Annotated in this window: 17 protein-coding genes; 11 read left to right on the top strand and 6 right to left on the bottom strand. The window is 36.6% G+C overall.

Annotation, left to right across the window (positions count from 1 at the left end; genetic code table 11):
- Nucleotides 1–2 precede the first annotated feature (2 nt).
- The 4 genes from BLS69_RS24300 to BLS69_RS24285 all read left to right on the top strand — a co-directional run bounded on the left by BLS69_RS24300 (nt 3) and on the right by BLS69_RS24285 (nt 10,684).
- The gene (locus tag BLS69_RS24300) at nt 3–854 is read left to right on the top strand and encodes an SIR2 family protein (protein WP_091037398.1); all 852 of its coding nucleotides are present in this window, start codon (nt 3–5) and stop codon (nt 852–854) included.
- A 36-nt stretch (nt 855–890) separates the two neighbouring features.
- The gene (locus tag BLS69_RS24295) at nt 891–3,878 is read left to right on the top strand and encodes a hypothetical protein (RefSeq protein ID WP_091037395.1); all 2,988 of its coding nucleotides are present in this window, start codon (nt 891–893) and stop codon (nt 3,876–3,878) included.
- Nucleotides 3,879–3,890: 12 nt separating this feature from the next.
- A complete protein-coding gene (locus tag BLS69_RS24290) occupies nt 3,891–6,701 on the top strand; it encodes an amidohydrolase family protein (protein WP_091037392.1) in 2,811 nt (936 codons plus the stop codon).
- Between the two features lie 2,093 nt (nt 6,702–8,794).
- Nucleotides 8,795–10,684, top strand: a complete 1,890-nt coding sequence (locus BLS69_RS24285) for a P-loop NTPase fold protein (protein ID WP_091037389.1) — start codon at nt 8,795–8,797, stop codon at nt 10,682–10,684.
- A gap of 99 nt (nt 10,685–10,783) precedes the next feature.
- Here BLS69_RS24285 and BLS69_RS33015 read toward each other — a convergent pair whose 3' ends face one another.
- From BLS69_RS33015 to BLS69_RS24270, 3 genes are all read right to left on the bottom strand, one after another.
- Nucleotides 10,784–11,020 carry an IS3 family transposase gene (locus BLS69_RS33015; RefSeq protein WP_091037388.1) on the bottom strand — a complete coding sequence of 79 codons (237 nt, stop codon included), beginning with the start codon at nt 11,018–11,020 and terminating at the stop codon, nt 10,784–10,786.
- Nucleotides 11,021–11,027: 7 nt separating this feature from the next.
- Nucleotides 11,028–11,384 carry a DDE-type integrase/transposase/recombinase gene (locus BLS69_RS24275; protein ID WP_091037385.1) on the bottom strand — a complete coding sequence of 119 codons (357 nt, stop codon included), beginning with the start codon at nt 11,382–11,384 and terminating at the stop codon, nt 11,028–11,030.
- A 211-nt stretch (nt 11,385–11,595) separates the two neighbouring features.
- Nucleotides 11,596–11,913 carry a transposase gene (locus tag BLS69_RS24270; protein ID WP_091037381.1) on the bottom strand — a complete coding sequence of 106 codons (318 nt, stop codon included), beginning with the start codon at nt 11,911–11,913 and terminating at the stop codon, nt 11,596–11,598.
- Nucleotides 11,914–12,082: 169 nt separating this feature from the next.
- Here BLS69_RS24270 and BLS69_RS24265 point away from each other — a divergent pair, with 169 nt between their 5' ends.
- Nucleotides 12,083–12,589: a hypothetical protein gene (locus BLS69_RS24265; protein WP_143023625.1), complete on the top strand. Its 507-nt coding sequence runs from the start codon at nt 12,083–12,085 to the stop codon at nt 12,587–12,589.
- A 292-nt stretch (nt 12,590–12,881) separates the two neighbouring features.
- Complete coding sequence (locus tag BLS69_RS32280; protein ID WP_176872995.1) at nt 12,882–13,046, top strand: hypothetical protein; 165 nt, start codon at nt 12,882–12,884, stop codon at nt 13,044–13,046.
- A 90-nt stretch (nt 13,047–13,136) separates the two neighbouring features.
- On the opposite strand, the gene BLS69_RS24260 is transcribed toward BLS69_RS32280, so the two are convergent.
- Together BLS69_RS24260 and BLS69_RS33010 are read right to left on the bottom strand one after the other, a co-directional pair.
- Nucleotides 13,137–14,606 carry a PIN-like domain-containing protein gene (locus BLS69_RS24260; RefSeq protein ID WP_091037375.1) on the bottom strand — a complete coding sequence of 490 codons (1,470 nt, stop codon included), beginning with the start codon at nt 14,604–14,606 and terminating at the stop codon, nt 13,137–13,139.
- A 29-nt stretch (nt 14,607–14,635) separates the two neighbouring features.
- On the bottom strand, nt 14,636–14,932 hold the full coding sequence (locus BLS69_RS33010) for a 23S rRNA (pseudouridine(1915)-N(3))-methyltransferase RlmH (protein WP_371129097.1): 297 nt from the start codon (nt 14,930–14,932) through the stop codon (nt 14,636–14,638).
- 748 nt (nt 14,933–15,680) lie between these two features.
- Between BLS69_RS33010 and BLS69_RS24250 the strand changes: the two genes are divergently transcribed.
- Nucleotides 15,681–16,208 (top strand): GNAT family N-acetyltransferase, encoded by a 528-nt coding sequence (locus BLS69_RS24250; protein ID WP_091037370.1) that lies wholly within the window; start codon nt 15,681–15,683, stop codon nt 16,206–16,208.
- Between the two features lie 235 nt (nt 16,209–16,443).
- Here the strand turns inward: BLS69_RS24250 and BLS69_RS24245 are convergent, their stop codons facing one another.
- Nucleotides 16,444–17,262 carry an AraC family transcriptional regulator gene (locus BLS69_RS24245; RefSeq protein WP_091037367.1) on the bottom strand — a complete coding sequence of 273 codons (819 nt, stop codon included), beginning with the start codon at nt 17,260–17,262 and terminating at the stop codon, nt 16,444–16,446.
- Between the two features lie 312 nt (nt 17,263–17,574).
- Here BLS69_RS24245 and BLS69_RS24240 point away from each other — a divergent pair, with 312 nt between their 5' ends.
- From BLS69_RS24240 to BLS69_RS24225, 4 genes are all read left to right on the top strand, one after another.
- The gene (locus BLS69_RS24240; protein ID WP_091037364.1) at nt 17,575–19,767 is read left to right on the top strand and encodes an alpha-galactosidase; all 2,193 of its coding nucleotides are present in this window, start codon (nt 17,575–17,577) and stop codon (nt 19,765–19,767) included.
- Nucleotides 19,768–19,793: 26 nt separating this feature from the next.
- Nucleotides 19,794–21,236, top strand: coding sequence for a PTS transporter subunit EIIC (locus BLS69_RS24235; protein WP_091037362.1), 1,443 nt, complete (start codon nt 19,794–19,796; stop codon nt 21,234–21,236).
- A gap of 106 nt (nt 21,237–21,342) precedes the next feature.
- Entirely contained in the window at nt 21,343–21,846 is a 504-nt protein-coding gene (locus BLS69_RS24230; protein WP_091037360.1) for a PTS sugar transporter subunit IIA, read from the top strand.
- A 303-nt stretch (nt 21,847–22,149) separates the two neighbouring features.
- Nucleotides 22,150–22,365 (top strand): hypothetical protein, encoded by a 216-nt coding sequence (locus BLS69_RS24225; protein ID WP_091037358.1) that lies wholly within the window; start codon nt 22,150–22,152, stop codon nt 22,363–22,365.
- Nucleotides 22,366–23,390 lie beyond the last annotated feature (1,025 nt).

The raw sequence follows: 23,390 nt of genomic DNA, 5'->3' as shown, positions 1-23,390 counted from the left end.
GTATGACTGACGGATATATCTATAGACTTGCTCGAAGTATTCAAAAAGGCGATACCATTTTATTTGCTGGAGCAGGAGTGTCCCGTAATCTGTCGCTTCCTTCTTATGGAGAATTAATCGATCAATTAGGCATGGAGTTGGGCTTCGATCCAGAAATATTTTGGAATTTAGGCAATGATGACTACTTGTCTCTAGCAGAATATTATGTTCTAGAAAAATGCTCATTAACTCCACTTTTAGAAAAATTCCAAAGTAAATGGATTGTCAGTACGGATATGGTCAAAGCCTCAACAGTTCATGAATTGTTGGTACAGCTGAATTTCCCGATCATATACACGACGAATTATGATAACGGATTAGAAATGGCTTTTGAAGAATATGCTCCTAATATTAATTGTCGCAAAATTTCTGATGTAAAGGATATTGCGAGAAGCAACGGGTGCGACACACAAATCATAAAGTTTCATGGTGATATGGAGACCAAAGATGAATCGACTATTGTTCTAACCGAGTCAAGTTTCTTTGACCGGCTAGATTTCGAGTCTCCTTTGGATATAAAGTTTCGTTCTGACATACTAGGAAAATCGATACTTTTCCTGGGCTACAGCCTAAGCGATATTAATCTCCGAGTGCTACTTTATAAGCTGAACCAAATTTGGAAAACTTTCAATTCCACTAGTGTTCGTCCTCCTGTATACATGTTCCTGACAAGCCCTAATCCAATTCAGGAGCGTATTCTAAAAGCTCGCGGCATTACGCCCATAATTTCGAGTGACCCGGACCCTCGTATCGGTACTATTGCATTTTTGGAGACGCTAGTTGAACGGACTGGGAAGCTGAATTCATCGTGCTAAATATAAACTAAATTGAATATGGAAGGGAAAAAAATTATGAGTTCCAATGCAAATACATCAGAGAAGCAAGACGAAGTAATTATCGGAGCTAGAGCACTTGGCGATCAAATCTATAAGATTATGCCAACATATGATCTTTTACTAGAACAATTGAAAGAGACTCGATTAATTGCTGAAAAACAGTATGACAAGAGTCAACATCAGAGGAGTGGGCTTAACAAGCAAGATTTCAATAATACGGTAGGGATCTTTGGTCCAAGAGGGACCGGGAAATCTTCTGCACTCTATACACTCCGAGATGAGTTGTCGGATGACAAGTTGAATATCTTGCTTCCACTCATTGAGCCAGATAACTTTGGAGAAAATACGAAGATTATCGGCTCAATTGTCGGTTTGCTATGCGAAGAAGGCAGGAAACTACTGCATTTATTGAAATATGAATCGGATGTAACTGATAGTATTGGTGCATATTTTAATAATGGTATTTTAAAACCAAATAATCCACTTAGACAAATTATTGATGAAACGATTGAATATCATCTTTACACTGAGCGACAATATCGTGACATACTCGGACAGAATTATGCCGATTTCGCCACTCACATACGTAAGTCAGAACGCTTGTTAATTCCTGATATTGAGTTTAAAAAGAAACTAATGATCTTAATAGATACAATCGTTAATTTAAAAAAATTATTAGCTTCAAAAGAGAAAATAAGTAAAAACGGCACATTAAAAGCAGATAGCATATCCGGAGTCCCACTCATTTATATCTTTATCGACGATATTGACTTAAAAACTTCTAAAACTCGTGAACTCATGGATGCTCTATTGCAGTATACCAACCATCCAAATATCATCACAGTATTGTCAGGAGATTATGAAATTTTGACAGAATCTCTGACACTGGCTTTATTACAGGATGAACCACTTCAAGAGCTGGGATTAGGTGCCTACGATTCATTAAAATTGATAGAGAGAGAAATTGGGGTTACAAGAGATGAAGATTTGGAAACAAGATCTGCAGAGAAAAAAGAAACTTTCACAATTTTGAAACGGAAAACTGGTCTGGCTCATGAATATCTTAAAAAAATCATACCGCCGGCGAGACGTCATCAACTGGTGAAATGGAACGAGAAGACAATTCCAAACTTTGGTTTTGGCGATGAAACACTCTTAGATCAATTGGTCAAGCTATTGGGAGAGTGGTCCATATTTAGTTATAAAGAGATTGACAAAAAAAAGAGGGAAGCAACTAGAAAGGCTATATACAGAAGTTATTTAATTTTCGATGAACGACCGCGTGGAATCGTAAATGCGTACTATCATCTCAATCAATTGTTAAAAGCGAAACAAGATGAAAAACCGAACGAGTTAGAGAAACATTTTCAGTTGGTTAAGGCTTTTATTGATACATTGATTCTATCTAACTCTAAACTGCTGCCTCAACAAGAGTTTATATATGAGAAATTTCTCCTTTGGGGAAGTGAAGCGAAAAGTTCTTCAATTCAATATGCTGTGTTAAATGAACTAGATGGTAGAATTGGGTTAGCGAAAGAACTGGAATTTTACAGAATTTCTTTATATGTTATCAGTGAGATTGTCAGAAATTTGTTACCAGATGTAATGTATGATCACGCAGGTTACTTCAACTGGCGCAGAAGAGTGATGAATGATTTGCTTAATAAACCGAGTGATCTAAAAAAAATATCAGAAAAAAATATAAAAGATAAATACTTGATTAGGAACCAGTATTCAGACTACCGACTATTTTTCCTTGTAGAAACACTCTCTGTCTTAGCGAAACCTGAGATTTCTGCATTGTTGGCCGAATTAATTTCTAACACAGAATTAAAGTTGTATTACAAAAGTAGATGGAACTCAGACGATGCTCAGGCCCAGGATGAATTTGTGATTCAGACAATCCATGAACTATTGATTCAAGAGGAGGAATTGAGAAAGCAGAGACAGCTGTCGGGAGACAATAGGGAGGATAAGTCCTTCACTTTGCTCGAGGAAATCTATCATCAGGCTTACTTCAATGAGAATGATGATAAAAGTGATTTGGCGAACTTCAGTATAAACCTTATAGAATCATTGTGTGCAGAAACAGCAGAAGTTGTGACTGCTGAACGTCAATTCAAGCTGATGATGAACGAATGGGACATCGCTCTTGAGGAAGCAAAAAAACAAGTAGAAAAAGGTCCAGATCAATGGATTGCATATATGAAGCTACAAATTAAGAGATCCTTATTCTTAAATTCTATTATTTCCATAAAAAACAAGGAGAATATTGAATATAAATTTGATGATAAATCCACGCATATTGGGCACACTCTAAGCATTATTAACACTGAAACCGAGAAATCAGGGGACTCATCTAAAGTACCAGATGCAGTCTATTCAACATTAGAGAATAGGATGAAAAATTTCGCAAAAGATTTACTTATGAGATTCACTGATAAAGAAATGTATGTTGATTTAGATCAATTGGACGCAAACGCAAAGAATGATTTCTTAAAGGAATATTCTGGTATAAGTTATACCCGGTATGATCAGGCCAAAGGGGCTTTACGAGCTATTTCTAATACAGTGAACTTAACTTTTGATCTATATTGGTATGTTTTAAGGACAATTGAAGAATTATCACAAAATAATAGGGTTTACTATGGACGGCAAGAGGCTGCTCTTTTCCTGCCTATTTTGAGAAATGCTTCAATGTTTCCAATTGACGCTTTCACAGATTTAGAAATGGCTACAATTCAACAATACGCTAAGTATATTGGAACCAATCACAACGAGGCCCAGTTGGATACCTATGAGAACGCAAAGAAATTCATTCATTCTAAACTAAATGAAGCACATAAACAATTACAGTTGAGGACGCTGGCAGACATTAAGGGATATAACCTTGAATTAAGAGATTTAGATAGTGACCAACTCTCAGAAAACGAGAAAATGGAATTAAGAAATGATTATGATTTATATTTATATTCGGAAGATGTACTAAATTGGGAAGAATAAGGAGTTTAATCTGTGATTAACAAAATAACTCTCCTTATCAACATTTCACTTTTTCCATTCCAGAATCTTCGCTTCATGGATCAACGTGAGATCCTAGCGGCTCTAGGTTACACAGAAGAGAAAAGTGAAGTAGGTAAGGAAGCTCGGCGAAAAGCCCAACGTGTTCTTCAAAACCATATTCAAAATGAAATCCTGCGGAAAGCGCGGCCTAAAAGTATGGATGAAATCAATCTACTCATGCAAAAGTTTTATCCGATGCTTTGCAACGACGAGGAGGCCGAGCAAGGAGGTTTTCTTTATAAATCTTCTGAGATATCAGTTCCTGTAGAAAAAAAATTATATCTTCACTACTTTCAAATACTAGAAGAGTTTGGTGACTCACTAATCTCGTATCGTGATGGAGATGTAGTGTTCAAATATTGGAAAAATGATGCAAATAACTACAATAAGTGGATGTTTATTGATTTCATGGAACATTATAAGGGGCAGGACAAGGTTCATTTCTTCCATGCTATTAGTAGATTTATCCCCTTAGATCTAATTATCATTCTTCACCTAATAAAAAACGGGTTACATGATCCCATTGAACTCCATGAGTTTTATCAACATGTCAATTTGGCTGATGCAGCGCTGGATGACATTCTGCATAAAGGAGTGGCAGAGAATCACATTCATGCATCGGCCGCGTTTAATTTTTCCATTCTATGGCAGGCTGTGATGAATGGTCGCATTGAAGCTGGATATCTGAAAAAGTTTCAGCCAAATCACCTTGCAGCCTCAACACAAGTGGAGTCGTATATATTGACGGCCAGACTGCTCCGACTGGTAATGGCACTCTATCTAAAGGATCAATTCTTCAAAAATCAATCAGATGCTTACCAGACAGGATTTGTAGCAAATAATCATGTTCCACTATTTAAGTGGCTACGAAATAACTTTGCTGAGGAAGATCCGGAGACATTTCAGCTATTAATGAGTCAGCTTAGGGATCGAGACTTAATATTTGCTTCATCTGAAGAAATAATAAGCGCAATTGATCGAATCAGACTTGCTTTTACCGATGTCGAGGAAACAGAGGCATTAGACTTTGTTTTTGAGATTTTTTCCCATCTTAATGGTGTAAAAACTTACGGTGAAAATATCTTTTTGCATCAAGTTATACTGTATAAACATCTAATCCAGCAATCGACTTTATTTTCAGAGAATTTTGAACAGTTTTTCCGAACTTTTTACCTCTATCTGTCGATAAAAAACGAATTTTATCAACAGGTCACTCAGCCCACAGTCATGCATGGACTCGATTTTTTTCGAGGATATTTCGATCGTGCAACAGACGGCATCGCCAAAAATGGGGACTACTATAAAACGATGCTGCGAACGTTATTCCAAAATCGTTATTTAAAAAAAATAGAACTCCGGATCTCTATTAAAGACCAATTGCAAACAAACAAGCAAACTCTATTTGAAATTTTAAATTCTTATCGTGACGTGATTCGGGAGGACTACGGAGTCGAAGATGACCCTCAGGTGGAGTTTCCGATGCTTGGTATTGTCTACCATTTAATTAAAAAGCCAGATAACTCAAACAAAGACTTATGGATGTACGACGACGAACGAATTCATACACTTGAGTCATTACACTTCGGCGACTTGCAAGAGGAGTACATTAGGCAGGTACAGCATTTGCAGGAATTACGTAAAAACGTGCCAATGGCTACGAACTTTATTGTAGGTTTAGATGCAGCAAGTCTGGAAAACAACACGCCTGTGCAGGTTTTCGCCCCAGTTTTTGAGGAAGCACGAGATAGCAAATACGACGGACTTCGCATTAAAGATCCCGAAGGGAATATTCTACCACGGCAAAGTTTATTTTTTACTTTTCACGCAGGAGAAGACTTCCGTCATTTAATCTCCGGTCTTCGCCGTATCGATGAAGTCATACGCTATTGTAAACTTCATGCTGGCGACCGTATCGGTCACGGCATAGCACTGGGAGTACAGATAACGGAATGGGTAAGGCAGAACCCGCTAGTTATCTTGCCTCGAGGTGAGTATTTGGACAATTTGCTCTGGATTTGGGGAGTATACAGTTATACACCGAAGCTTCAAATGGAAACGTTGGTTTATTTAGAGCGAACGATTGACCGAATAGCTGCAGAATTATTTGGAGAAGTTGTTTCTGCGGGTGATTTACGAATTCCGGTATTATATTCTGTTTATGAACGTAGATTTAAGCGACGTACGAAAGAAGCAATGAAACTCCATCAACTTAAAGAAAGAGCAAATGAACAGCAAGGATACGAACATACGATGAAACTTCAGGACAAATTGTATGTAGCGTATCATCAAGAAGTAACACTACGAAAAATGGAAGAACCTATTTATGTTAATACTAATGAAATTGAACATATGATAATGAATGATATGCAAAATCACCTAATTCAGAAGGTTTCCGCAAGTGGAATTGTAATTGAGGTCAATCCTTCATCAAACGAGGCGATTGGAGAAATTGATTCAGTTTTTGGCAATCAGCTGTTTAAACTGCAATCTGCGGGAAATGAAGAGCTTACTAATGTTCTTGTCAATGTTAACTCTGATGATCCAATGGTCTTTAACACTAATGTCAGCAATGAACTTGTCTATATGTATTATGGGATGCTTCAACAAGGAATGGGTAGGGATGCTGCGCTAGACTGGATTGAAAACCTGCGCAAAGCGGGGATGGAAACTTCATTTATCCGAGGCGCTCGAAGTCGCAAGCAGTATCTTCATATATTAGATATTACCATTTCAGCATTAGAAACATATTCTTCTCCCATTTAAATTAGTATTAGGGCTACAAAAAAGTTCTGGCCTCTTTTTCTGAACTGTGACCCATTTGTGGACCTTTTTGAAAGGGTTCTTATTCATTAAACAGCAATGAGATGACTTCTGTATTCATCAGAAGCCATCTTTTTTTAATCTTAATTAGATCCGTTCGGTATTGTAATAAGTGATGTATTATTCGTTGACACGGACTTTCAACTCTTGTAGGGACGAGCAATCCTTGAGCTCTAATTAATCCTTCTTATGTCTGACGAACGTCTCCATTGAATTATTATCCCAACATTCTCCTTTTTTCGTAACATCGATTGTTTGAACACACCTTTAGCAATCATGGAACGAACTTTAGGATTTGTCTAATGAAAACCCTGAGCAGAGTGAAAGACAGCCTCTGGATGTACTTCCCCATCTGAACGGTTAAGCAGTCACTTCAGTGTTCGTTGAACAAGAGACAATTCAAAAGAATAGGACAGGTAGTAAGCTAAGATTTCGTTTGTTGCGCTATTCTTTACACAGGATAAATAAACTCCACTGGCCATTTCCATAATGTATATGAGTAAATCTTAGGCTCTCCCTAGTCAAACAGACGCTTCAGTGGGTTTGGACAGCTGTGGTACACTTTCGCAGTTTTAGCCATGTTGTTTAAGTCATGTCGAGGATTAGTTCACTATGTTATTTTTAATTTTGTTCAGTATCTTTAGCTTCATTGCTTGATCTTAAGGCCTACATATATATCATTTAGAACAAATTTCCGAAATATAAAATTCTAAATTAATCAAACGATTAGTTTAGAAGAGAACTCGAAGGTTACGGAGGAGTTTTTATTTTATCGAAGCGATTATAGTAATTTTTTTGTCGTGGGAGAAGAACATTAATGTGGTCAATGACTTTAAGCGAGTGTTTAGAGAGAACTGCTATTAAGTAGCAGCAGTCTTGTCTAAGTGCGGTTAAGTCAATTGACATTCAATCGCTTGCAATACTTTATTATAAAATCGAACTCATGAAGAGGCTGGTAGAGCCCCCCCATCAAGTACTTTGGAAGTAGATAAGCGGTTCATGTGAGTTCGACTCGAGGAATCTAACGCTCCTCAAAATGTCTATCAGACATCGATTTTATGATTCTTCTTTTTTCAATTCTAACGATAATTTAGCCTCGAAAATGGTAACCATATATTTTATCAGATATTATATGATATGATATTTAGGAAAAAAATACCAACCAAGAGGTGGATCGTGAAAAAAGTTTTTGTTTTTAGTTTCTCTTTTACTTCAATCAAGTACAACAAGTGTGTTAGCTCATCCAGGTAGAGCTGATGCACATGGTGATCATACGGATTAGAGAAACTTTCCTGAATAGGGATTATCATAGTAAAGGCTGCAGTTCTTCCGAAATTTAGAAGTCGTCCTTTAGCTCGAGAAAATGATCGTCCGAAAGCTCTAGTTCAAGGACATCGTCAATACACACAAAATCAAAAGAAACGAATTTTCAATACACAATAATCATCTCTGAATAGATTTTATGACAATCCTATACAGTATGAAGAAAAGTAAATGGGCTCCACTGAGTGATATTTTATAAGCTCTAGGTGCATCATTTAAATACGATTCTGGGAGTGAAACGATCGGTTTAACCAAGGATAAGTACTAAGTAACGTTAACGCTTTGCATGCAGTAAAATTTTGTTCTAAAATGGAAATTCTTCTACATTAAGTACTGTTCCAAAGCCATTAACGGTATTAAATAATTTCTGCGGACAACTCTGCCAGATATATTTTTCACTCGAAAGTTTTCTTATGAGAATATTACGAATTCGTAGGAGCGATATAAAGATGTTCTATTAAATAGTTTCAAAGAGAACTTCAAAAAAATCACTTATAGGTTATATCGTATCCTTTAAAATTGTGTGAATTTTGCTTAAGTTTATTGCTGCAATTTGTAATATTTCAAAGTAGCTTAAGAAAATGAGACAAATGATATAGTGAGAACGCTACAGCAGACTCAAATATCACAATCATTATTTGCACTAGGCTATTTAGATTCTACTAGTCTTACAATCTCATTTAGGGTGAACATCAAATTTTGAAAGAGGTGCTATGGATGACTTAGAGAAAGCAATTAACGATTATTTAAAAACAAAAGAGACGACTTATGCTTTATTAATTGACGGAAGATGGGGTTCTGGTAAGACGTATTTTATTCAGAATAAATTGATGCGTAGAATTGAAGTCATAGAACACAAGCCATTACATGATGAGGGCATAAGAAACGGTCAAAGTATGTATAAACCTGTTTATGTTTCATTGTTCGGTTTAGAATCAATTTCTGATTTAGAGAAGGAGATTTTTCTAGCTATTAACCCAAGTGTAAAAGAGAATCAGGAAAAATTAATAATAGGAAAACAGCTAGGTAGAATTGCACTTAATGTTAGTTCTGCATTCGGTTTTCGTGTTGGCAACACGGATATTAGTTTGCAACCTTTTATTAAAGCTTGGACTGATAACTTGGACACTGAGGTTGTTCTATTTTTTGATGACATAGAAAGATGTAGAATTAACTACGTTGAGTTATTTGGTTTTTTGAATAAATTAATTGAGCAAGACGGGATAAAAACTCTATTAATTGCTGATGAAGAACAGATACTTTGTGGAACAGATAGTTCCAAAGAAACGGTACAAACACCAGTAACAGCGAATGTTCAAGATTACAAGAGATTCAAGGAGAAGATCGTTGGAAAAACCTTTATATTTTCACCGAATGAAAAAGTAAGTATAACATCAATCATTGAAAAATATCGTCTTCACAAAAAATACTATGCATTTTTAAATAAAAAAACAAAATTAGTAGTAGAAGTTTTTAGAGATACAGAAACTAAAAATCTAAGATCTTTATCCCAAGCTTTATCAGATTTTCTAATTATATTTGAAAAGCTAGATAAAATGAGTTTGCAAGATATTGATAATGTCGCAGAGAAATTATTAAAATACACAATTGCCTTTACCGCTGAAATAAAGACTGGAAAGTTTGCTAATGATGAACTATCTGGATTGAGAAAAATTGAAATAAGAGGGCAATATTATTCATCATCTAGGAGAAAAAAAATGCTGCTTGATGCTGAAAAATTAAATTTCACGGACTACTTTATGACTAAATACTATAACGGGACGACCAATGTATTAATGAAACTGACATCAATTACTGACTTTCTTATCACGGGATACTTAGATGAAGATGAGTTAAAAAAAGAAACAAGTTTATATAATATTTCTGAAAAAACTGTAGAAGTACTACTGTATGAAAAGTTTTATGAAATGGAACAAGTAGAATTTAATAATTCCATCGAATCAACTCTTTCACGTATAGAGGAAGGTTTACTGTCTGTAAATCTTTTTGAGCAGTTTTATACTCATTTTTTAATGTTTATTGAACAAGGTCTAATTACTAAAAGTGTAATTGAAATTCAAAATGTTTTCCAAAAAGGAATCGTCTCATATTTTTCAAGTAAGAATGTAAGAGATGGTGATATTCTAAAGATTAATAAGAATGAGATCACTGACTTTCATCATTTTCTTAGAGAGAAAATCTTTGAATTTGAACAACTACAAAATAAAAATCAGTGGAAAAAGGATATAAAGAGTGCAACTTCAACTGTAGCTTCAAACCCGGATAATTTAATCAACCTACTTGGAGGACGAATTCAAACAATAAAATTTTTCGAATATTTAAGTCCGATTGATTTCGTAAATGCTATTTCCAAAATAAATAGGAATAAAAATATAATTAAATTAAGAAATGCCATAAAAGATCGTTCTGATCTTATTAACACAGGTAAACATAGAGAGGATTACAAAATATACGAACAGTTAACCGTAGAATTACAGAAAGTGATTAATAATCAATCAGTTGAACCTTTGCGTAAATATAATTTAAATATTTTAAATGAGACATTTAGGGAAATAGAACACGAGTTACGAACAAGAAACTAACAATGACTGTTGATTTAGCTGGAAAGAACACTATAACAATATTTAAAGAAATAAGATGGAGAGATTCTAAGTCAGAGAGATAAAGCTAGAATTTTGAAATTAATAAAACAAGGAAGTTGGACCTATGTCAAAAAAGTAGACACTACGCTGCGGATCTGTCCGTAAATTCATCGCAAAACGAGCAGGGGAAAGATAACATAGTGCGCTATGCATTCGCTTGCCGTTGTAGTAGAACTCAATGTACTGGTAGATCGCAGTATAAGCCTCTTCAGGTGTCTTAAAAGGAGGGTTGCAGTAAATAAGTTCCTTCTTTAAAATACTGTGCCATGACTCAATACATGCTTTATTCCATTCCGTATGATTTTAGTTGCTCCACGTATTCTTTTGACGTGTATTGAGAACCGCGATCCGAGTTATGGAGTAATCCCGGAGCGGGGCGTTTGGCCTTGTAAGCTTCCTCCAGTGCCCCCATCACCAAACTGGTTTCCATATGGTTATATAGACGCCAGCCTACAATTTCACGTGTGCACAAATCCAGAACGCTGGCGAGGTTTAGACGACCTCCTCGGCAAGGAATGTAGGTGATGTCGGTAACCCATACCGTATTCGGTTTGGACGTTTTAAATTGCTGATTCAGCGTATTTGGCGCAAAGGGATGGTCATGTTTGGAATCCGTAGTCTGAACGCGATATTTGGGCATGACCACAGATACGTAATTTTAGGGCTTACACACCGCATCTGGTGGACGTAAAAATGATAGCGAATACGCTTCATTACCTCGTCTTAGCGGTTCTGCCGCTTGCTGGTTCGGTCCATTCGCCATTTGTAATATCCGCTCCGTGATACTTGAAAGGTTCTGCACATCTTCTCCAAAGAAAACTCCGAGCGATGATCTTCCACAAACTGAAATCTTAGCTCTTTGGATTGCTGAAGATGTGCACTGCATTTTTTACAATCGCCAGTTCTTCTTGTGTATCCGCAAGCGTGTGATCTTTCTCTTGAAGCAACCGGCGCATCTCTTGAAGCTCTGCTTCCAGTTCCTTCACTCGATCTACGCTGGCAACAGGCTCATGTTTTAGTTCGCGGTACTTACTCATCCGTTGGTGCAACGTACTTTTTGGAATGTTGAGTTCTTCTGCCAAATCTCCAAGAGTCTTCGTCTGCTCTTGAATGAATTTGACCGTTTGTTTCTTGAATTCTTCGTTATATCGTTGCCGCTGTTCTCCCATGTGGACACCTCCGTTAGTCTTATTATCCTTCCGTCCGTTAACGGGTGTCCACTTTTTATTCTAGCTCCAAATATAACTTTAACGAAGAAATATCCGATAATACTGATATAAATAATCTTGAGGAGGAACTGACATAGCAAGAAAAAGTTTGAATCAATACCGAAGAATCATGAAGCCAGTAGATAAGGCAAAAAGTATTAAAGATACTGTATCGGCTTTAAAAAATGTAGAAGCAGAAATTCAGTGTTTGTCAGATAAGGAGTTAACTTTGCTAAGATCGGATATCAATTCAATTTTAGAACAAAACAAATTAAGCCCAATATTGGGGGTATGTATTAGTTTATTAATATTTACATTGCCACTCTATTTTACAAGCATTAAGGAAATGCTTGTGGAAACTGCTAAAATGATTATTAGTAGAAAGATTGAAACTGGGCAAGCGATTGATCAGGAAAGAGTCATTTCCCTCTTAAGTATTCTCATGAATTTCTTACCCGCTCTGGGTGCTTTGACTATAGCCTTAATAATGTTCAGTCAGATTACTAAGTTACTTGAAAATGCCAGGTATCTGAGTTCTTTAGATAAGATTATTGAAGGAGTTATAAGAGGACGTGAAATCTTTTCTACTAATAAAGATAAAATATATGAAAAGTTGATTGAAAAAAAACTCTTATGATGGTTTTTTAAATTGAACAGATTCTTGGTGTTGAGGGTAGTGATGAATTGTATAAGAATTTCAGACTAGCTCCGTAGTAACACTATAGTATGAAGAAGATTAGAAAGAGTCTTCAATTATCTTGCATAATTCTCGATATCTCTCAGATTCTTTCTCATCGATAGTCGTTACCAGTTTAGTTTGGTTGCCCATTCTTTAAGACATTGATTGCTCGTGCTCTATAAGCTGGATCGTTTAGCTCGAAAGCTACGAGATCCCCTGAGAAGAGAAGGCGAACAGGCTACAGCTTTCATTGATGGAACTGATTTTAATCATTGAAGTAAGTTGTAGAGAAGATGCTGGAGGACTTTCTGCAAAGATTCCTTACGGAATAGTTGCTCTCGAGGTTAAGGATGGTATTGATGTAGAAGTTTATCAGGAAGTTAAAGACCGAGTTAGAACGAAAATTAGACCTTAATATTGAAAAAGCGACATCACTTAATTGCTGAGATGTCGCTTTTTATCTATGGCAGTAATGTCGGAAGTGTCTCAGAGAAGATCACCATTTTTAATGGTTCCAGGCACAGTCGATGCAAAATCCGTTCCCACCATCATCTTCAGATGAATATACACGTCCACAGTCGGGACAAGTATGTTCTGCACCACTGTAATTACTTTCTTCAAATTCATATTCATCAAAAATAATTTTAGCTATTTTGAAGGAGCTTATGTCTTCGTCATAAATAGAATGTGATTTTGATGGTTCTGTAATACTATAGTCAACGGTATATATGATGCCAACATCGCACAATGCTTTTATTTGAGCTTGACCATTTGTACGGCTCCCTTTTCCCCAATACACTCCTATGTTTGCATTTGCAGTTATCTCTGCTTTGAAGATAACATTAACTTCAAATTCTGTAGTGTCAAACTCAAATTCTTCATTTAGAGTTTTGATACCAATAATCTCAATGTCATCAATATCTTCGATGTTACCACCAGCAACTGACTCACCGTAAGCGTTCGAACTGATTTCAATAGTCAGTGAATCATGCTTAGAATCGATATATTTCTCAACAAGTTCCTTTATATTATCTTTGAAATATTTATTAACTTCAGAGATAAAGGCAATCCGTTCGGTTACCTCTAGGATAGAGTTTTTACTAAAATGTAGTCCTTCCCCTAAATGATGTACTAGCTCATGAAAAGGAACCATATACAGTTGGGCTTGGTTGTTAGTTGCTGCTTGAAACTCTTGCTCTAGGACAGAAGGAATTCTATTTTTCTTAATATTTTCAGGTGCCCACCAGTCAGATTTACGCTCATTATTCACAAAAATCACATTTATAGGACGTTTTTTTACATAATCAAGTATTTCTTTCCAAATTACAAGATCGCCATACTTTCTTTCAGGGATTTCAGAAGAACGATCAGAGTTTTTACTTTGGTCAGTAAATCCGGGTGGAATGCAATATTTATAACGCTTTTCCCCTTCTTCATAGATTTCAAGTAACTGCATTATTGAAAAACCATTTGGTTCTGAGAGCTCTTGTTTGTAGCTAATAAAATATTCTTCAATAAAGTCACCATCGAAATTTATATAGTTTGTACTCATTTCTACTTCGTGATCTGTCTGCATTTGTTGCAATTTCTTTTTAACATCTTTTATTACATCATTTAATTGATTGTGTATTACTTTATGGAACGCGGTTACATCAGATAGTTTATGTTTATTATGCGTATTAAACAATGAAGTAATTTCGTTATTGGCATTTGAAATTACTTTGCAAACCTCTTCTTTTAAACTGCCATACCTTTTAAAATTTCTTTCGCGAACTTCCTTAACTTTCCGTTGAAATTCAACGATAACTTGATGCGGTATCCAAAATATATTTGAGTTATCAATTGCTTCCATTACATCGGAAATTGTTTCTGGTGACAAAGAGTATAAATCTAGCCATACGTTCGTATCCATTATTATAATTGCATTGTAGTTAAGGAGACTAACTAATTCTTCTTTTATATATATATATCTCATTAGAAAATCGACCTCTCTTAAAGTCGTAATTATTTATGGTAGGGATGGTTGTTGATTATTCGATAAGCTCGATAAACCTGTTCAAATAAAACGGTAGTCTGTAGGCCGAAATCCATATCCATCTGACTGAGTGTTAAAACTTCATTGTGCTTGAGTGGATTCACTCTAATAACAATAGAGATGTCAGAAACCCCCGAGGTTGCCTTATGATCGAGTTTATGAGCCAAATCCAGTTTCTTACCCTTCGATATTAAAGTGACTTTTAAAACTAGGAAAAACTTCTTTTTAATGTTTCCGCAATTAAAGAAGTTACATCCGACAATCATCAATATCCTAACGAGGGAATTCGACAGCATTCAAATGTGTCTATAGTTCTTATATCGTCGCGTTCTCGCATATCCCAGTCCTATTGTACAAGCCATTATTAGTATATCATGCACACAGGTTCTTACGCACACCAAGCGGACACGTAGTCTATGAAATAGCGTGTCCACTTGAGCTGTTGTATATTATTGCTATGGTTCAACCGATAGATTCGAGTTTACCTTATCAATAGATACGGTGAACCGTACCACAAGTGACGGCGAAAAATTGGGGTGTGGGTAGGGGGAAGAAGACTGTAGTAGTTATAGAGCAAGGTGCTATAGAGATATGTTTAACCCCCCTATAGATGATTTCTAGGCGGGGGGCGTGTGGCTTTGAGAGACAAAAATTTCCGGATCCGTGGTATGATTGTGGTACTTATGGATTCGAATAGACTTATGCAAGAAAAGCGCTGGGACAAATTCGATTTACGGTACGGGAAGAATTGAAAATTGTCGAGGGACAAGAACATATTCCCATTGAAGTCGCTAATTTAGCGGCTTTTTTATGTTATCGGTACAAGTTCTTGTCCCGAGCCAAGGACAAGAACTTGTACCGATTACCGTATTGGACAAGAACATGTTCCTATTTCCGATTAGACTTGTATCTAATCGTCATATTGCCCTTTAATTCATTAAACTAATGGGCAGGTTAGTTCCAATATGTGGTATTGTATAGTTAGAAAAATTTACTTAACGGAGGCCATAAGAATTGTCTATTATATTTCCTGAAATAGAGACAGACAGGTTAAAACTCGCCATTCTTACTTTAGACGACACTAAAGCCGTATTTAGGCATTTTTCAGATGAGAATGTTACAAGATTTATGGATATAAGTCCATGTAAAGATATAGACGAAGCTGAAGAAATCATAAAGTTTCATATAGATGATACTGGTTGTCGCTGGGGAATTTTCAGCAAGAGTGATGCTCAGTTAATAGGGACTTGTGGCTTCCATTGCTGGTTTCAAGGCGAAAAATCTAGAGCTGAAATCGGATTTGATTTAGCGAGGGGATATTGGGGAAGAGGAATTATGCAAGAAGCTTTGAAGCCTGTTATAGATTTTGGCTTCAATGTGATGAGCTTAGATTTCATTGAAGCTACTGTGGAACAAGAAAATGAAAAATCAATAAACTTACTTCGAAAACTAAATTTTGAAAGAGAAACAGAATTAAGAAACCGGTTGATATATTATTTCTTATTTAGAGAACGTTGGGATTACGCTAACGGGAAACAATAGCGTAACAGAACTAAGAAAGCAGCTGATCAATGTGATCGGCTGCTTTTGTTCAACTAACGGGCAGGTTAGTTTGGTAATTTTATCGGAAACGATAGCTCAATAAAACCAAATAAAGCAGCTGATTCATGTGATCAGCTGCTTTTGTCCAACTAACGGGCAGTTTAACAGAACAATAATTTGTCTACTAAAAGGGGATAATACCATCAAAGTGGTTTTTTCGTTATGAGGCAGCTTTCTAAGGCAGCATATTTCTAAATTCTGATGGTGTACAGTTTTTTGTTTTTTTAAAATTTTTGGAGAACAAAAGGACATCGTTATATCCGACTGACCGGGCGATATCTCCAATTTTGAGAGAAGTATTGGTCATTAAATAACATGACTTTTCAATTCTAAGATGGAGTAAAAATTGTTGGGGAGACTGATGAAGGTATTGCTTAAATAGACGATGCAAATAGGAACGATCAATAGAAATATGTCTAGCGACATCATTTACCGTAATATGATGTGCATAATTCTGATCAATGAAATGCAATGCATCTTCAATATACTTCTGTTGTTTTACTTCACTAGGTACTTTGATATTCGGGTAAAGTTCACACAATTCATACAAAAATTCATAAAGTTTTGCCGTCAACAAAAAGTCTCTGTTCGAAGTCAGGGACGTCAGACTTAAAATACGATGGATACATTCAGCCAGATTGTGCGTTTGATCAAAACTAAAGATCGGATTATCTATAGATAAACTCGTTCGAAGCAAATATTCTTTTGCTTTAATTCCATTAAAACCAATCCAAATATATTCCCAAGGATCTTCTGCATCTGCTTCATAATAAATTAAAACGTTAGGCTCTATTAAAAAAGCATCTTGTTGTTCGAGGTGATAAGTTTTGTCATTAACTTTAAAAACACCTTTTCCTTTTAATACATAGTGAATCATATATCCGCTTCGAATCGCAGGACCATAATAGTGTCCTTTCATACAAGCTTCACTACCGCATGTGTACAAATTAAGATCTAGATTATTATGGGAATGGTTGGAGAAACTGGCTGTCATTCTTGTCACCTCTCATTAAAACGCTGAAAGTTATCACATTTCTTAATACTCAGTCTACATTATTCCATATTCATTGTCCATTTAAACCTTTAGAATAAAAGCAGACTAATCATTGTATAGTAATTAATTCATTGTTTAATCCTAGGTAAATCAATAAATAAAGCGCTATCTTATATTAGTTATAATATCGTTTTATTCGTTAGCGAGATGATACAGGCTATTTATTATTCCACATTTTTTACAGACAGCTTAATCTCATCTATTCCTAAAACCTTATCAATTATAGTTTTAATAATGTGCAAGGAGGATTCTATGGCAATCCACATTAATAGCGACCAACTGTTATTTCATATACAAGGGAAAAATTCTAGCTATGTAATGCAGATCGTTCGTGAAGGATATTTGGCTCATTTATATTGGGGAAAAAAAGTGCATACCTATCGTGGAAGCAACAAAATTATTTATATGGATCGAGGATTTTCGCCTAACCCTGACGCCTCTGATCGAACATTTTCACTCGATACGCTGCCCCAAGAATATCCAGCCTATGGAAATGGAGATTTTAGAACACCGGCTTATCAAATACAGCTAAATAATGGATCTACGCTGACGGATCTCCGTTACAAAGAGTACAGGACATATAAAGGAAAACCCAAGTTAGACGGACTGCCGTCTACTTATGTAGAGGACGAAGAAGAAGCAGAGACACTGGAGCTTATCATGGAGGATAAGTTGTTAGGATTGACTGTGACACTATGCTATAGTTTGTACCCTGAATTAGATGTGATCACAAGGTCGACTCATTTTAATAATAATGGAAAACAACGCTTGAAGATACTTCGCGCACTTAGTGCAAGTGTTGATTTTCGGGATGATGAGTACGAATTAATTACATTATATGGTGCTCATAACAATGAAAAAAATATCGTGAGACGCAGCATTGTTCCAGGGATTCAATTGGTTGATAGCAGCCGGGGGGCGAGCAGTCCTCAACAAGCACCGTTTCTATCGTTAGTAAGAAATGGAACTAATGAGGATCAAGGGGAAGTTTATGCGTTTAACCTCGTTTACAGTGGCAATTTCACGGCTCAAGTTCAGGTGGATCCATATCGTAATACGAGAGTGTCCATAGGTATTAATCCTTTTGATTTCTCATGGCTTCTAGAACCTGAGGGATCATTTCAAACTCCTGAAGTTGTAATGGCTTACACAGCAAATGGGTTGGGTGACATGTCCAGGATTTATCATAAGCTCTACAGTAAAAGATTATGTCGTGGAACATTCCGGGACAAGTTGCGGCCAATACTAATTAATAATTGGGAAGCTACGTATTTCGATTTTAATGCGGAGAAAATTGAAGAAATAGCTGTGGAAGCAAAAAAAGCAGGAATAGAGCTGCTTGTATTGGACGATGGATGGTTCGGAAAAAGAGACGACGATAACAGCTCACTTGGGGATTGGGTTGTCGATCAGCGTAAACTTCCAAATGGATTGCGGGACCTCGCAACCCGGATTTGTGATCTCGGACTGGAGTTTGGATTGTGGTTTGAACCTGAAATGGTTTCAATAGACAGCGATTTATATAGAAAACATCCAGATTGGTGTTTACATGTTAAAAATCGCCCTCACACACTAGGACGAAACCAACTTGTTTTGGATTTAACCCGTGAGGAAGTCTGCGATTACATCATCGAATCCGTATCCTCTGTTTTATCAAGTGCACCGATTACCTATGTGAAATGGGATATGAATCGACATTTGACGGATTTAGGTTCAGCTGCTTTACCACCGGAACGACAACGTGAAACCGCTCACCGTTTTATGTTAGGTCTTTACAAAGTAATGGAAGCAATCACTTCGAGGTTTCCTGATGTATTGTTTGAGAGTTGCTCTAGTGGGGGTGGGCGTTTTGATGCCGGTATGCTTTACTACATGCCTCAAACATGGACAAGTGATAATACGGATGCGATGTGTCGGTTGAAAATTCAATATGGTACAAGTCTGGTTTACCCGCCAATTACAATGGGAGCACACGTTTCAACCGTCCCTAATCATCAAGTGGGAAGAATAACGCCATTGGAAACAAGAGGACATGTCGCAATGGCTGGTAACTTGGGTTATGAGCTGGATCTTACAACCATGACAGAACAAGAAAAAGAACAAATTAAAGAACAAGTTGCTTTATATAAATTAATTCGACCAATTATCCAATTTGGAAATTTTCATAGAATAATCAGTCCTTTTGATGGAAATGAAGCCGCATGGAACTTTGTTTCGGATGATCAATCGGAAGTCGTCGCCAGTTATTTCAAAGTGCTTTCGCAACCAGCTGCATCTCTTCGAATCATCAAATTTAAAGGGTTGAATCCAGATTTTATGTATAAAAATGTCGAGACTGGTGAAATTTTTGGTGGAGACGAGCTAATGCATGCAGGGCTCACATTGCCAAGAATTAAGCAAGACTTTCTAAGTATGTTCTGGAGATTTACAAAACATCCTAATTGAACAGTCAAGAAAGAGGGAAAAGAGAAATGAAAGATAAGAATAAACAATACAAAGAAATTTCTGAAGACATCCTGAACAACATAGGGGGGAAGGAAAACATCGCTGGGGTCACACATTGCGCCACACGACTAAGAATCGTATTAGATGACAACGATAAAGCAGATTTAACAAAAGTGGAGAATATAGATTTAGTAAAAGGCGTTTTTATAGCAGGAGATCAACTTCAAATTATTTTTGGAGCCGGGTTAGTAAACGATGTTTATGCCGCATTTTCTAAACTTACAGAAACAGAAAATATGTCTCTAAGTGACGTAAAGACAAAGGCTTCACAAAAGCAAAATTTTTTACAGAAAGCGATAAAATCTTTATCAGATGTTTTTATTGAAATTATGCCTGGAATTCTTGCAGCCGCATTACTAATGGGGATAACAGGTTTGTTGGATCAACAAGGTTTATTTGGCGAGAAATCGGTTGTAGAAATGTACCCGGCTTTGAAAGGGATTAACCGTTTATTATCGATTGTATCATCTGGAATATTTACAATACTTCCATTGTTGGTAGTATATTCTGCAACCAAAAGATATGGCGGCAGACCCATTCTTGGGTTAGTGCTTGGCGCCATTATGCTCCACCCGAACTTAGCAGATGCATATGAAGTCGCTAAAGGCAACGTTCACCCTGAAACCATAAATATTTTAGGGTTGAACATCGAGCTCGTTGGATTCCAAGGCGGCATTATTATTGCTTTGATGATGGGTTTTGTCGTTGCAAAATTAGATCAATTCTTTATTAAGAAAGTACCCAATATGATCAAGCTGTTTTTAGCACCTATGTTGACAGTATTTGTTTCTACCGTACTATTATTCACAATTATCGGACCACTGGGTCGCGAATTGGCTCAATTCGTAACCACCTCATTATTATGGAGCACACAAAACTTAGGTATTTTTGGATATATGTTCTTTGCTGGTATTCAACAAATTATCGTCATTACGGGGTTACACCATGTTTTAGGTGCAGTGGAAGCACAGCTTCTTATAGATACAGGGCGAAACTTCATAAATCCATTAATGTCCGTAGCCTTATTCGGACAAGGAGGGGCCGTATTAGGATATGTTCTTTTACATCGGAAAAATACAAAAGTGAAGGAACTTGGAATTTCGGCATTTGGCTCTGTGATCTTTGGCGTATCAGAACCAGCAATTTTTGGAATTACATTAAAATATAAATTCCCTCTCATCGCTGGATGTATTGGGGGAGCGATTGCTGGTGGTTATGTTTATTTAAGCAAACTCACAGCAATAGGATTTGGAACCACAGCTCTTCCGGGATTAGCGATTGCTTCCGCCGACAATCATGGGCATCTTAATTATATAATCGCACATATAATCGCATTATTTTGCGGAGCAGTATTCACCGTAATCTACGGGAAATTTAATCAAAAAAAGATTAAGCTAAACTATCATTAAAGATAGTTTTAGGTGAACTAGATCTCTCATAGCTGGGTCGGTTTGTGAGAACGCTACGCAATAGGTTAAGGAGTTTAAATGACTTTTAGTGATAGGAGCAATTTACATGTTTACTTGGGGGAGAAGCAAAAAGACACTTGATTTGCTGGAGATTTCAGCACCAATTCCAGGCACAGTACTTGAATTGAAACAGGTGCCTGATCCTGCATTTGCAGGAGGCCATATGGGTAAGGGAGTGGCCATTGAACCAGTGGAGGGTAGGGTCTATGCGCCATTTGATGGGAAAATTGCTCATGTTATGGATAAAAGCAAACATGCAGTCATCATTGAGCATAAGAGCGGCATCCAGATTCTGATTCATGTCGGGATTGAAACCGTTTCGCTAAAAGGTAATGGATTCACACTACTTGTGGAGAACGGTAACAAAGTGAATAAAGGACAACTTTTACTTGAATTTGATATTTCCGCTATTCAGGCAGCAGACCTGTCAGTGATTAGTCCGGTAATTGTTCCGGATGGATTGGAATGTGTTGGCCATGTAGAGATACATGATATCCAGAAGCCTAAAGGCTCTGATGAGCCGATCATGACAGTGCATTTGAATTCATAAATTAGTTGACGTATTCCACGCCAAAAAAGCCAGAGAGCCATTGTAATCAATGGTACTCTGGTTGTTCTTCATTTATTTTAAATACTTACATTGTTCTTTAATCTCGTGGTGTCATGCCTTAAATAGCCTAGAACACCCGATTAAATGTACGCTGGCTATCATCGAATCCTGTATTCATCAATACCGTTGTAAGAGACACATCTGTTGTATGAATTAACATGTACGCATATCAACCCGAAGTATCGATAGATGTTTCGCAGATTCATCTTGAAACGTGTGGATAATTCATTTTGGTAGGGAGGCATGGCCGTCATTGTCATTTTATATCCTATCGAGGAACAAGAACATAGTCTCATTGGAGTCGCTATTTTAGACCCTGACAACGGAATGGCCAAAACATTCGGTTCAGTTGCAGCAATGGATTCCGAAAAAGTTTTTGAAGAGCTATCTAAAAGGGGGAATTTAACCAAGAAAATCGTAATCCTGCGTCATTTTTCAGCTTACTTTAGGAATCTATAATCCAAGTACACAATATATAGCGCTTACAAAATCAATCATAGAATCACTTAAGTTTAATTTAAAATACTCTAGGGGGTGGTGTTAGAAGCAAATTACACAAATAAGTCTTGCAAGTAGTTCGGGGGTTGCTGAAAATGAGTGGTTCACAGCAAATGTAGGAAGACACGGAAATCGTATAGGGCATGCTTTATTATTTAAAGGGTACATTCGAGCTTGAGCGAGATCAAAATGAGAAGTGCTGTAAACAACATGGATAAATAATCTAGGGGAGTGACATAAAGTTACCCACCAGGCTGGAGAATGACATGAAGTTGCATACCAGACTGGAGAATGACATCAGAAAGTTGCCTACTAGACTAGAAAAATTACTAAAGGAACAACAAAAAGAACAGATCAAGTTCGAAATTCACTCCATTGAGGGCATAATTGCGTGAAAGTAGGGTGCTTTGTGTCATTTTGGTAGGGAACTTTATGTCAATATACATGAGGAAGGCAACTCCTTTTACGTTTAACAACACAATAAACAAGGAGGGATCAAGAAATGATTAATGGTAAATATAAGATCATTGGCCTTATTGGTACAGTGCTAATTGTATCAATAGTTTTTGTTTGTTCTTATTAGATTTATCTCAATGTTTGATGATAAAGACTCAATTGAAATACGACACTGTTTTCTGGGACAAGGCTATCATTAATGATGCAAATAGTGACCGAAACGTGTTATTGAGAGTTAAAAATGCAAAAGGAGATATTGTTATTTAGGAATTCCAAGTATCTCCTGGGACCAGCAAGCATTTAGATGGCCTGATTAATGATACAGAGTACTTCTTTGAGATTAAAGCTGAAGAAGGACAATTCATTCTTAATGCAATATAATAAGAACGTATTCATATTCGAGCCCCACTTTTAATTATTAGAGGAGAGGGGATTGGAAGTTATATAAGTAAAATATTCATTCAACTTAACGGGAAACGATAGGCTAATAGAATTAAGAAAGCAGCTGATCAAATTAACCAGCTGCTTTT

The sequence above is a fragment of the Paenibacillus sp. CF095 genome (genome assembly GCF_900101225.1).
In the GTDB taxonomy this organism is placed as follows: domain Bacteria; phylum Bacillota; class Bacilli; order Paenibacillales; family Paenibacillaceae; genus Paenibacillus.
The sequence above is the reverse complement of the archived record's forward strand: the minus strand, read 5'-3'. Positions and strand labels throughout refer to the sequence as shown.

Excerpts from the sequence above, each read along its gene's own strand:
- BLS69_RS24300 (WP_091037398.1), top strand. The coding sequence starts at position 3 with ATGACTGACGGATATATCTATAGACTTGCTCGAAGTATTCAAAAAGGC.
- BLS69_RS24295 (WP_091037395.1), top strand. The coding sequence starts at position 891 with ATGAGTTCCAATGCAAATACATCAGAGAAGCAAGACGAAGTAATTATC.
- BLS69_RS24285 (WP_091037389.1), top strand. The coding sequence starts at position 8,795 with ATGGATGACTTAGAGAAAGCAATTAACGATTATTTAAAAACAAAAGAG.
- BLS69_RS24275 (WP_091037385.1), bottom strand. The coding sequence starts at position 11,384 with ATGCCCAAATATCGCGTTCAGACTACGGATTCCAAACATGACCATCCC.
- BLS69_RS24270 (WP_091037381.1), bottom strand. The coding sequence starts at position 11,913 with ATGGGAGAACAGCGGCAACGATATAACGAAGAATTCAAGAAACAAACG.
- BLS69_RS24265 (WP_143023625.1), top strand. The coding sequence starts at position 12,083 with ATGAAGCCAGTAGATAAGGCAAAAAGTATTAAAGATACTGTATCGGCT.
- BLS69_RS24260 (WP_091037375.1), bottom strand. The coding sequence starts at position 14,606 with ATGAGATATATATATATAAAAGAAGAATTAGTTAGTCTCCTTAACTAC.
- BLS69_RS33010 (WP_371129097.1), bottom strand. The coding sequence starts at position 14,932 with ATGATTGTCGGATGTAACTTCTTTAATTGCGGAAACATTAAAAAGAAG.
- BLS69_RS24245 (WP_091037367.1), bottom strand. The coding sequence starts at position 17,262 with ATGACAGCCAGTTTCTCCAACCATTCCCATAATAATCTAGATCTTAAT.
- BLS69_RS24240 (WP_091037364.1), top strand. The coding sequence starts at position 17,575 with ATGGCAATCCACATTAATAGCGACCAACTGTTATTTCATATACAAGGG.
- BLS69_RS24235 (WP_091037362.1), top strand. The coding sequence starts at position 19,794 with ATGAAAGATAAGAATAAACAATACAAAGAAATTTCTGAAGACATCCTG.
- BLS69_RS24230 (WP_091037360.1), top strand. The coding sequence starts at position 21,343 with ATGTTTACTTGGGGGAGAAGCAAAAAGACACTTGATTTGCTGGAGATT.
- BLS69_RS24225 (WP_091037358.1), top strand. The coding sequence starts at position 22,150 with ATGGCCGTCATTGTCATTTTATATCCTATCGAGGAACAAGAACATAGT.